Raw genomic sequence first — 10,959 nt, 5'->3', positions numbered from 1 at the left:
TCATCCCCAACACGGATGATCAAAAATCCGTCGGCGCACCGCCTTCGGCGCGACGCTTCTCGACGAAGTCGTTGAGTTCCTCGCGTATGGCGGGGTCCATATAGGGCTCTTCATAGGAGGCAAGGCGCTCCTTCCAAACCTTGTTTGTGCGTTCCATCGCCGTCGGCGAGCCCGCCTCGGCCCAGGTCTCGAAGTTGCGCCAGTCGGACACGATCGGCGAGTAGAAGGCGGTCTTGTAACGCTCCTGCGTGTGCTGGGTGCCGAAGAAATGGCCGCCCGGGCCGACCGACTGGATGGCGTCGAAGCCGAGCGCGTCCTCGGAAAGGTCGAGCGGGGTGAGGAATTCGGCCACCATCTGCAAAAGATCGATGTCGAGGATGGTCTTTTCGTAGGAGCAGCGCAGTCCGCCTTCAAGCCAGCCGGCGCCGTGCATCATCAGATTGCCGCCGCCCTGGATCGCGCCCCAAAGTGAGAACACGCTTTCATAGGCGGCCTGGGCATCGACCGTGTTGGCGGCGCAGGTATTTGAGGTGCGGTAGGGAATTTGATAGCGGCGAGCGAGCTGGCCGCCGACAAGCTGCGCCTTCATGTACTCGGGTGTACCGAAGGCCGGTGCGCCTGATTTCATGTCGACATTGGAGGTGAAGCCGCCATAGCCGACCGGCGCGCCCTTCTTCACCATCTGCGCGAAGGCGATGCCCGAGAGCGCCTCGGCGTTCTGCTGCACCAGCGCGCCGGCGACGGTGACGGGCGCCATGGCGCCCGACAGCGTGAACGGCGTGATGATCACAGCCTGGCCCATGCTCGCCATCTGGATGATGCCTTCCATCATCGGCACGTCGAGCTTGAGCGGCGAATTGGTGTTGATGATGGTGAAGACCGACGGCTCTTCCATGAGCTGCTCGCGACTGATGCCGCGCGCGATGCGGGTGATCTCGATTCCGTCGACATTGCGCTCCTTGCCGAGCGAATAGACGTGGAAGACCTTGTCGGTCAGCATGGCGAGGTCACGGATGCATTCGAGATGCCGGACGGAGGGATGGATGTCGATCGGCTCCACCGGGTAGCCGCCGGTGCAATGCAGGATGTTGTGCATCTGCGCCAGGCGCAGGAAGTTGCGGTAGTCGGCCTGGTTGCCCGGCCGGCGGCCGCGGTCGAGATCGGAGCAGTTAGGTGCCGAGGCCATCATCGACAGGATCACGTTGTTGCCGCCGAAACGCAGATTGTGCGCCGGGTTGCGGGCATGCAGCGTGAATTCGGATGGGCAGTGCGAGACAAGCTCGAGGATCATGTCGCTGTCGAAGCGCACGCGCTCAGAGCCTTCGCGCACATCCGCGCCATGAGCCTTCATGATGCGGCGGGCTTCCTCGTGCAGCACGTCGACGCCGATCTCCTTCAATACGCGCAGCGAGGCAATGTGGATCGATTCCAACTCGTCATCGGACACGAGCTTGGTCGGCGTCAGCGGATTCTTCAACTGCCGGAAGGCGGGCTGCTCGAAGGCGGCCGAACCGCCGGCGCGTTTGCCCGCGCGGCCGCCACGGCGGGCGCGATCGGTAGCCTGTGCCGGCTCAGCGGGATGAAGGGCGGCGGTCATGGGAAGCCTCGTGAGCATGCGAAATCGGCGGCATAATGAACTGACGACAATGCCGCCGGTAAGGAGGTGGCGACCACTAGAGCAAGGGAAGCGACATGGCGGGTAGGGGGCGCTGGATCGCCCAATTGCTTCGGCTGAGTCATCTGAGAGCCTCTCATCACTGATATGGAGCCGTGATTGTCAAACAGCGGGCCACGATGACCACCTCCGGCCAGACCGTCGAAGATCGAACGCAATGGGCGGCCCTTGCCGGCGTCACCGCCGCCCTTGCCATGTTCGGCGCGGCGCAGGGCTTGAGCTCGCCGCTGTTCACCCTGCTGATGCAGAAGCAGGGTTTCTCGCCGGGCCTGATCGGCCTGTCGGCGGCGATGATGCCGGTCGGCCTGATCCTGTCGGCGTCCTTCGTGCCGACGGCGGTGCGGCTGGTCGGCGCGCGCAACCTGGCGGTTGGCTGCTCGCTGATCGGCGCGCTGTGCTTTCTCGCCATCTTCTATCTGCAGAACTGGGTCGCCTGGTACGTCATCCGCTTCATCATCGGCGTGGTCATCAATCCGCTCTATGTGCTTGGGGAGGTTTGGGCGCTGTCGCTGGCGCCGCCGGCGCGGCGCGGCCGCGTGATGGGCGTGTTCAACACGCTGATGGGTGCGGGCTACGCGGCCGGGCCGTTCACGCTGACGCTGGTCGGCACCGCCGGCTGGGCGCCCTTCGGCGTCGGCATTGCCGGATTTGCGCTGTGCGCGGTTATCCTGCGGCTCGTTTCCTCGAAGCTCACCGGTTTCGAAGATGACGGCCAGCCCGCCGGGAGTTTTTTCGGTTTCGCCCGGCTGGCGCCGGCGCTGCTCCTGGCAGTGATGGTCTCCGCCGCCGTCCAACAAAGCACCTATGCGCTGGTGCCGGTCTTCGGTGCTGGCTATGGCCTTCCCGAAGCGACGCTTGCAGCACTGGTGATGATGCTCTCCCTGGGCAACATCGTCCTGCAGATCCCGCTTGGCCTGCTCGCCGAACGTTTCGGCGGCCGCCCGATGATCCTCGCCTGCGCGATGGCGACGACGTTCTGCGCGATCCTGTTGCCGCTGCTGATCACCACGCCGCTGATCTGGGGCGTGCTTTTGGTGATGGGCGCGGTCGGCTACGGCGTCTACACGATGGCGTTGGTCGAGCTCGGCAGCCGGTTCAGGGGCTCGCTGCTGGTCACCGGCAATGCGGCTTTCGCGCTGCTGTGGGGCGTCGGCGGCATCGTGGGGCCCCCCGGGGCAGGCGCCCTGATGCAGGCGATCGGGCCGCTTGGACTGCCCAGCGTCATCGTCGGGCTTGACATACTGCTGGTGGCGTTCGCCTTATATCGGTCCTTGCAGCGCCGGGGTTCCTGACAGGATTTGGCTGGAGCATCCGCTTTCGCCTCCGGTGGGCCTTACGGCAACCAGCCCCAACGGCTAAGCCTCCAAGCGATTGGAGCAGGACCGATGGCTCTGGCGGACAGCGAAGAGACGGCGCAATGGGCTGCGATCACGGGCGTGATCGCGACAGTGTCGGTGTTCGCCATCGCGCAAGGGCTTTCCTATCCACTGCTCAGCTTCATCCTGCAACGGCAAGGCGTCTCGCCGGCGATGATCGGTCTGTCGGCGGCAATGACACCGGTCGGATTCATCCTGTCTTCGCCGCTGATCCCGGGACTGGCCCGCCGGTTCGGGGCGGGGCGCACCGCGCTGACCTGCGCGGCGCTTTCGGCGCTGGTGCTGGCGCTGATCGGCTGGACGCAAAATGTCTATCTGTGGTTTCCGCTGCGCTTCCTGATCGGCGTGGTGACCAACCCGCTTTATGTGTTGAGTGAGATCTGGGTGATCGCGCTTGCCCCGCCGGCCCGGCGCGGCCGCGTCATGGGCATTTATTCGACGATCATCTCGGCGGGCTTCGCGACCGGGCCGCTCTGCCTGCTTGCCGTCGGCACCGAAGGCTGGCCGCCTTTCCTGGTCGGCATCCTGGCCTTCCTCTTCTGCGGCTGCTGCCTTGCTGCGGTGGTGAAGCGGCTGCCGAAAGTCGAGGAGGCCGAAAAAAAGGTTTCGGTGCTCGGCTTCGTGCCCCTGGCCTGGCTGCTCCTGTCGGCGGTGATCGTGGCGGCCGGTTTCGAGCAGGCGATCCTGGCGTTGCTGCCGGTCTATGGGACGCATCATGGCATTGCCGAGGAGCGCATGTCGGCGCTGCTTTCGGCGATGATCGCCGGCAACATCGCCATGCAGGTGCCGCTCGGACTGCTTGCCGAAAGACTGACCGCGCGACTGGTCCGCTTCGGCTGCGTCGCCATGACGGTCCTCGGATGCCTGCTCTTGCCGGCGCTGATCGAGACGCCGCTCATCTGGGTTTGCGTCTTCATCTGGGGCGCCGTTTCCTACGGCATCTACACGATGTCGATCATCGAGCTCGGCGAACGCTTCACCGGTTCGGCGTTGGTCGCCGGCAACGCCGCCTTCTCGCTGATGTGGGGCCTCGGCGGCATCGTCGTGCCGCCGCTCACCGGCGGCGTGATGGACGTCATCGGCGCGGCCGGCCTGCCGGTCACGCTTGGCGCGATCTGCGCGGCGCTGGTGGCGGCGACGGTCGTTCGAAGACAGGTGATGTAGGCTACGCGTCCTGTCGTCTGAAGATTGCCCAGAGGTCGCAATCGGCATGATGTTCGCGCGGATAGTAGTTGCCGCGCAGGGCTCCCTGAACTTCAACCGCGCGCTCAAAGTCCGAGATCAGCCCAACGCTTGAGAGCTCCGAGTTGGCGAATGCTTCAGGAAAGCCGCCGCAATTGGTAAGCGCGCTGTTGCCGACATCCTTGTCCATAAGGTCATAACCCAGGAAGGTGAACCCGGGCCACGAAAACGAGCCTACGTCCTCTGACGGCCCTCGGATTACGCCCAGAATGTTGAGATCGCGGGTGTCATCCAACTCGGAGAGGAGGAAATCCAAGTCCACGAAGAAGTCGAGCATGAAGTCCTCGTTCACGACGTGGGACCAATAGCTATCCTTCATTTCCTTCGGGACCCTTGGGCACAGCATACTGTCCAGCGTTACGAGTTCGTGCAATTGGGTTAGGCCCGACCACTCGACGTAGCTTTTCCATCGGACACTGTCGGATGGTCCAAACTTCTCGATCGCAATGTAGAGGCGCTGCATGGGTTCTTCGCTTGTTGCGGTCATGTTTTTAGAGGCTTCAATTGAATGTCGGTAGCGCCATGCCGATGTTTGTGGCACCGAGCATGACCATTTTCGGAGACCACATGACCCAATCGAGCGCGCAAAAGCAGTCGGCCTTGGCCAGCACGGCGGAAGACCCGTTCCTCTGGCTGGAGGACCGCAACGGCAAGGAAGCTCTGGCCTGGGTCCATCGCCAGAATGCGCTAACGATCGCCGAACTGCAGGGCGATCCCTCCTATCAGGCAACCTTCGAGACCGCGCTCGACCTGATGACGGCCGAGGACAATATCCCCGTCGGGGCCGCGCTTGCCGGCTACGTCTATAATTTCTGGCAGGACAAGGCCAATGCGCTTGGCCTGTGGAGGCGCACGCCTGTCGCTTCCTACAAGACCGACAAGCCGGATTGGGAAACGATCATCGATTTCGACCAGCTCTCGGCGAAGGAAGGCGTCAAATGGGTTTTTGGTGGCGCCAGCCGCCTCCATCCCGATTTCGACCGCTGCCTGCTCTACATGTCGCCCGATGGCGGCGATGCCAGCGAGATGCGCGAGTTCGACATCGCGACGAGGTCCTTTGTCGACGGCGGTTTCTCCGCGCGCGCCTCCAAGTCGGGCTTTTCCTGGCTGGACAAGGATACGGTGATCGTTTCGGCGGCTTTTGAGGAAGAGGACAAGACCCAGTCCGGCTATCCGCGCGTCATAAAACTCTGGCGGCGCGGCACGAAGCTCGAGGACGCGACGCCGATCTTCGAAGGCGAGAAGCAGCATCTCGCGGTCGGCGGCGGCGCGGAATATGACGGCGACAAGCGGCACGTACTGCTCGGCAAGACGCTCGATTTCTTCACCTCGCACAGTTTCCTGCGGCTGGATTCCGGCGAGAACCGCCGCATTCCGTTGCCCGACGATGCCACCGACACGGCGATCTTCAAGGGCCAATTGATCTTCGGCGTGCGCAGCCCGTGGACTGCGCCGGATGGCACGCGCTGCCTGCCCGACGGGCTTTATTCGGTCGATTTCGACCGCTGGATCGAGAGCGGCGCGTTCGGGCCGTTCGAAACCGTGCTCGAGCCGGCGCATCGCGTCTCGATTGCAGGCCTCGCCAGGACGCAGAACCGGCTGTTCATCAATCTGATGGACAATGTTCGCGGCAAGGTCGTCGCCTGCGACCGCACCACCAGTGGCTGGTCGCTGAAGCCAGTGGCGCTGCCCGACAACGGCAATGTCGGCATCAGCCATGTCGAGCATTTCGGCTCCAGCGTCTCCTTCTCCTTCACCGATTTCCTGACGCCGAGTTCGATCATCTGGTCGGACGACAATGGCGAGACGCTTCAAACCGTGAAGTCGCAGCCGGCACGCTTCGACGCCTCGCCCTATGTTTCGGAGCAGTTCGAGGCGCGCTCGAAGGACGGCACGATGATCCCGTATTTCGTCGTGCGGCGGCGCGACCAGCAGGGGCCGGTGCCGGCGCTGCTTTACGGCTATGGCGGCTTCGAAGTGCCGCTCCTGCCCGGATATGCCGGCATTCGCGGCAGGCTCTGGCTGGACAAGGGCAACGCCTATGTGCAGGCCAACATTCGCGGCGGCGGCGAGTTCGGTCCGGCCTGGCACCAGGCCGCGCTCAAGGGCAAGCGCCAGAACGCCTTCGACGATTTCGCCGCGGTTGCCGAGGACGTGGTCCGTCGCGGCATCACCACGGCGGCGCAACTCGGCATACAGGGCGGCTCGAATGGCGGCCTGCTCACCGGTGCGTCGCTGACGCAGCGGCCGGAATTGTTCGGCGCCGTCATCATCGACGTGCCGCTGCTCGACATGCTGCGCTACACCGACCTGCCGCCCGGCGCTTCCTGGATCGCCGAATATGGCGACCCGTCGAAGCCGGAGGAGGCGACGTGGCTCGGCGCCTATTCGCCCTACCAGCATATCGCTGCCAACGTCGCCTATCCGCCGGTGCTGCTGATGACCTCGACCGCCGACGACCGCGTGCATCCTGGGCATGCCCGCAAGATGGCGGCGCGGCTGCAGGAGGCGGGCCATGGCCGGACGCTGTTCTTCGAGGAGACCGAAGGCGGCCATGGCGGGCGTGGCGACCGCCGGCCGCAGGCCGCGCAAACGGCGATGCGTTATATGTTTCTCAAGCGAGCCCTAACCGGAACGGCTTGAATTCTGGGCCCCAGGCGGCATAAGCTGCCGCCATGATCCGCTTCAGCACATCAGGCGCCTTCGGGGTCGGGGTGACGCCGTCACCGCGGACCCTTCGCGCCGAGCTTTTGCGGCTGTGCGCCCGCATCGGCTACTCGCCGCCCCGCTTCCTCTGACGAATCCGCCCCGGCCGCTGCCGGATTGATTCAAGAGGAAAGATCAGATCCATGACCTATCAGAATTATTCGCTGAAGCAGCTTCAGCAGATCGACGCCGCGCATCACCTTCATCCCTTCACCGACCACAAGGAACTGCGCGAGATCGGCTCCCGCATCATCACGCATGCAAACGGCCCATTCATCTACGATTCCGAAGGGATGGAGATCCTGGACGGAATGGCTGGCCTCTGGTGCGTCAACGTCGGCTATGGCCGCAACGAGCTCGCCGAGGCGGCTTACGCGCAGATGAAGGAACTGCCTTACTACAACTCCTTCTTCAAGTGCTCGACGCCGACGCCGGTGCTCCTGTCCGGGAAGCTGGCCGAGTTGGCGCCCAAGCATGTCAGCCAGGTCTTCTACGGCTCGTCCGGGTCCGAAGCCAACGACACGGCGCTGCGTCTTGTCCGCCACTACTGGGCGCTCGAAGGCAAGCCCGAGAAGAACCGCATCATCTCGCGCAAGTCGGCCTATCACGGCTCGACGATCGCCGGCACGTCGCTGGGCGGCATGGAACCGATGCACAAGCAGCTCGGCGGCGCGGTGCCCAACATCGTCCATGTGATGATGCCCTATGCCTATGAACTCGCGCTACCCGGCGAGAGCGACCATGATTTCGGCATCCGCGCGGCAAAGGCGGTCGAAGACGCCATACTCGAAGCTGGCGCCGACAAGGTTGCCGCCTTCATCGGCGAACCGGTGATGGGCGCCGGCGGCGTGAAGATCCCGCCGATGAGCTACTGGCCGGAAGTGGAGCGGATATGCCGCAAATACGATGTCCTCTTGATGCTGGACGAGGTCATTACCGGCTATGGCCGCACCGGCGAGTGGTTCGCCGCGCAGACGTTCGGCATCGAGCCCGACACCATCACCACCGCCAAGGCGCTGACCTCGGGCTACCAGCCGTTGTCGGCGCTGCTGGTCGGCGACCGTGTCGCCAGGACGCTGGTCGACAAGGGCGGCGAGTTCTATCACGGCTACACCTATTCCGGTCATCCGGTGGCCTGCGCGGTGGCGCTGAAGAACCTCGAGATCATCGAGAAGGAAGGCCTCGTCGAGCGCGTCAGGAACGACACCGGCCCGTACTTCGCGCAGGCGCTGCAGGAACGGATCGCCGGGCACAGGCTGGTCGGTGAGGTGCGTTCGATCGGGCTGATGGGCGCGATCGAGATCGTCAAGGACAAGGCGACCAAGGAACGCTACCTGCCGTCGGGAAGTGCTGCGGTCGTGGTGCGCGACCATGCGGTCGCAAACGGCATGATGCTCCGGGCTACCGGCGACACGATGATCCTGTCGCCGCCGCTGATCTGGACCCGCGACACGATCGATATGGCCTGCGAGCGCATAGCCAAGGCGCTCGATCTCGCGGACGCGGATTTGCGGAAGCGCTAAGCCGAAATGGCCGGGCGCTTATCGATCGGGCGCCCGGTCCTCCTGGACCTTCCAAAACGCAAAAACCGCGCCCCAATGGGAACGCGGCTTTGCCAGATACGCATGGCGTTTCGCGACGAAACACTTGCGAAACTTACGGGCTCCGGTACGCGAGACCTGATCCGGAGCACCGGGCGGATGCGATGTCCGCCTCGCAATCCGTTTTAAAGGCACATCGTTACCGGTGAGTTATCGAGACCTTAAGCAAATCTAAATTTGCCGGCTTCTGAGCGGAAAATATCGAAAATAACCTATGAAAAGCAGAGGCTTACGCCTGATTTCCACGCAGGAAATTAATAATGCCGGAAAAATCGGCGCCGGCGTGGCCTTGCGCGTTGAATAAGGCATAGAGCTGCGTGGCTTCGGCGCCGAGCGGGGTCACGGCGCCCGCGCTCTGCGCTGCTTCCTGCGACAATTTCAGGTCTTTCAGCATGAGCGCGGCGGCAAAGCCCGGCTTGTAATCGCGGTTGGCCGGTGAGGCCGGCACAGGGCCGGGGACCGGGCAATAGGTGGTCAGCGACCAGCATTGGCCCGACGAGGTCGAGGCAACGTCGTACAGTGCCTGATGCGAAAGCCCGAGCTTTTCAGCGAGCACAAAAGCTTCGGCTACGCCGATCATCGAGATGCCGAGAATCATGTTGTTGCAGATCTTGGCCGCCTGGCCCGCGCCATCGCCACCGCAATGGACGACGCGCCCGGCCATCGGCTTCAGGACCGGCTCGGCCGCGGCGAAGGCCTCGTTCGAGCCGCCGGCCATGAAGGTGAGGGTGCCGGCCGTCGCGCCGCCGGTGCCGCCGGAGACCGGAGCATCGATCGACCGCAGGCCATGCTTGGCGGCAATCGCATGCGCCTTGCGCGCCGATTCGACATCGATGGTCGAGGAATCGATAAATAGCGCGCCCTTCTTCGCCCTGGGCGCGATGTCCTCATAGACCGACAGCACGTGCTTGCCGGCCGGCAGCATGGTGATGACGACGTCGGCGTCCTTCACCGCGGCGACAGCGTTGGCCATGACGGTGATGCCGTGATCTTTCGCAACTGTAAGGTTCTCAGGCACGAGGTCGAAGCCCAGCACCGCATGCCCCGCCTTGACTAGGTTGGCAGCCATCGGATTGCCCATGTTGCCCAAGCCGATAAAGGCGATGGTGCTCATTGTCGCTCTCCCAAATGTCTTTTCAGCGTCCGATCAGCGAGCGCGCGATGATGACGCGCATGATCTCGTTGGTGCCTTCGAGGATCTGGTGGACGCGCAGGTCGCGCACCAGCTTCTCGATGCCGTAATCGTGCAGATAGCCGTAGCCGCCATGCAACTGCAGCGCCTGGTTGGCGACGTCGAAGCCGATGTCGGTGACGAAGCGCTTGGCCATCGCCGACCATTTGCCGGCATCCGGCGACTTGCGGTCGAGCTTGGAAGCGGCGGCGTAGAGGAAGATGCGGGCAGCCTGCAACTCCGTCTCCATGTCGGCCAACCTGAACTGCAGCGCCTGGAACTGGTTGATCTTGGCGCCGAAGGCCTTGCGCTCGGCGGTATAGGCAAGCGCCTTGTCGAGCGCCGACTGCGCGCCGCCCAGCGAACAGGCGGCGATGTTCAGCCGGCCGCCGTCGAGCCCGGCCATGGCGATACCGAAACCGGCGCCTTCCGCAGCCAGCAGGTTCTCGGCAGGCACCTTGCAATCCTCGAAGATGACCTGGCGGGTCGACTGCATGTGCCAGCCCATCTTGTGCTCGTTGGCGCCGAAGGAGAGACCCGGCGCATCCTTGGGCACGACGAAGGTCGAAATGCCTTTCGGGCCGTCGCCGCCGGTGCGCGCCATCACGACGTAAAGGTCGCTGTCGCCGGCGCCGGAGATGAACTGCTTGGCGCCATTGAGCACATAGTCGCCGCCGCTCTTTTCCGCACGCGTCTTCAGCGCAGCCGCATCCGAGCCGGAGCCGGGCTCGGTCAGGCAATAGCTCGCCAGCCACTCCATCGAGGTCAGTTTCGGCAGGAAGCGCTGGCGCTGCACGTCGGTGCCGAAGCGGTCGATCATCGAGGCCGCCATGTTGTGGATGGAAATGAAGGATGAGAAGGCCGGATCGGCATGGGCAAGCGCCTCGAAGATCAACACCGCGTCCAGCCGCCCGAGCGCCGAGCCGCCGACATCGTCCCGCACATAGATGCCACCCAGGCCGAGCGGCCCGGTTTCGCGGATCACATCGGCGGGGAAGTGCCTTGCCTTGTCCCAGTCGAGCGCATTGGGCGCGACGCGATCCGCCGCGAAGGCCCGGGCCATCTCCTGGATGGCGCGCTGCTCCTCGTTGAGTTCGAACTGGCCAGTGCCCGCATCGACTGCCGCGTCCATGGCGTGCTCCCTGTCGCTCCAGGCCTTATGGCCTGTCGTTTTTGGCTTTGCGCGCC

At 64.0% G+C, this 10,959-nt stretch carries 8 protein-coding genes; 4 read left to right on the top strand and 4 right to left on the bottom strand.

The genetic code is table 11. From position 1 onward, the window contains the following. Positions 1-19: 19 nt before the first annotated feature. On the bottom strand, positions 20-1,597 hold the full coding sequence (locus ACR64R_RS11900; RefSeq protein WP_487361815.1) for a trimethylamine methyltransferase family protein: 1,578 nt from the start codon (positions 1,595-1,597) through the stop codon (positions 20-22). A 197-nt stretch (positions 1,598-1,794) separates the two neighbouring features. On the opposite strand from ACR64R_RS11900, the gene ACR64R_RS11895 reads away from it, so the two are divergent. Further along, positions 1,795-2,967, top strand: a complete 1,173-nt coding sequence (locus ACR64R_RS11895) for an MFS transporter (RefSeq protein WP_487362421.1) — start codon at positions 1,795-1,797, stop codon at positions 2,965-2,967. Positions 2,968-3,060: 93 nt separating this feature from the next. Further along, on the top strand, positions 3,061-4,215 hold the full coding sequence (locus ACR64R_RS11890; RefSeq protein ID WP_487361814.1) for an MFS transporter: 1,155 nt from the start codon (positions 3,061-3,063) through the stop codon (positions 4,213-4,215). A gap of 1 nt (position 4,216) precedes the next feature. Here ACR64R_RS11890 and ACR64R_RS11885 read toward each other — a convergent pair whose 3' ends face one another. Then, positions 4,217-4,756 carry a hypothetical protein gene (locus ACR64R_RS11885; RefSeq protein ID WP_487361813.1) on the bottom strand — a complete coding sequence of 180 codons (540 nt, stop codon included), beginning with the start codon at positions 4,754-4,756 and terminating at the stop codon, positions 4,217-4,219. A gap of 104 nt (positions 4,757-4,860) precedes the next feature. On the opposite strand from ACR64R_RS11885, the gene ACR64R_RS11880 reads away from it, so the two are divergent. Together ACR64R_RS11880 and ACR64R_RS11875 are read left to right on the top strand one after the other, a co-directional pair. Beyond that, positions 4,861-6,936, top strand: a complete 2,076-nt coding sequence (locus ACR64R_RS11880; RefSeq protein WP_487361812.1) for a prolyl oligopeptidase family serine peptidase — start codon at positions 4,861-4,863, stop codon at positions 6,934-6,936. A 206-nt stretch (positions 6,937-7,142) separates the two neighbouring features. Then, positions 7,143-8,522 carry an aspartate aminotransferase family protein gene (locus ACR64R_RS11875; protein WP_487361811.1) on the top strand — a complete coding sequence of 460 codons (1,380 nt, stop codon included), beginning with the start codon at positions 7,143-7,145 and terminating at the stop codon, positions 8,520-8,522. Between the two features lie 307 nt (positions 8,523-8,829). On the opposite strand, the gene mmsB is transcribed toward ACR64R_RS11875, so the two are convergent. Together mmsB and ACR64R_RS11865 are read right to left on the bottom strand one after the other, a co-directional pair. After that, entirely contained in the window at positions 8,830-9,714 is an 885-nt protein-coding gene (gene mmsB, locus ACR64R_RS11870; protein ID WP_487361810.1) for a 3-hydroxyisobutyrate dehydrogenase, read from the bottom strand. Between the two features lie 22 nt (positions 9,715-9,736). Further along, the gene (locus ACR64R_RS11865) at positions 9,737-10,903 is read right to left on the bottom strand and encodes an isobutyryl-CoA dehydrogenase (RefSeq protein WP_487361809.1); all 1,167 of its coding nucleotides are present in this window, start codon (positions 10,901-10,903) and stop codon (positions 9,737-9,739) included. Between the last annotated feature and the right edge of the window lie 56 nt (positions 10,904-10,959).

It is taken from the genome of Mesorhizobium sp. MC2-1-1, from assembly GCF_057597255.1.
This window is presented reverse-complemented; position numbering and strand designations above follow the sequence as displayed.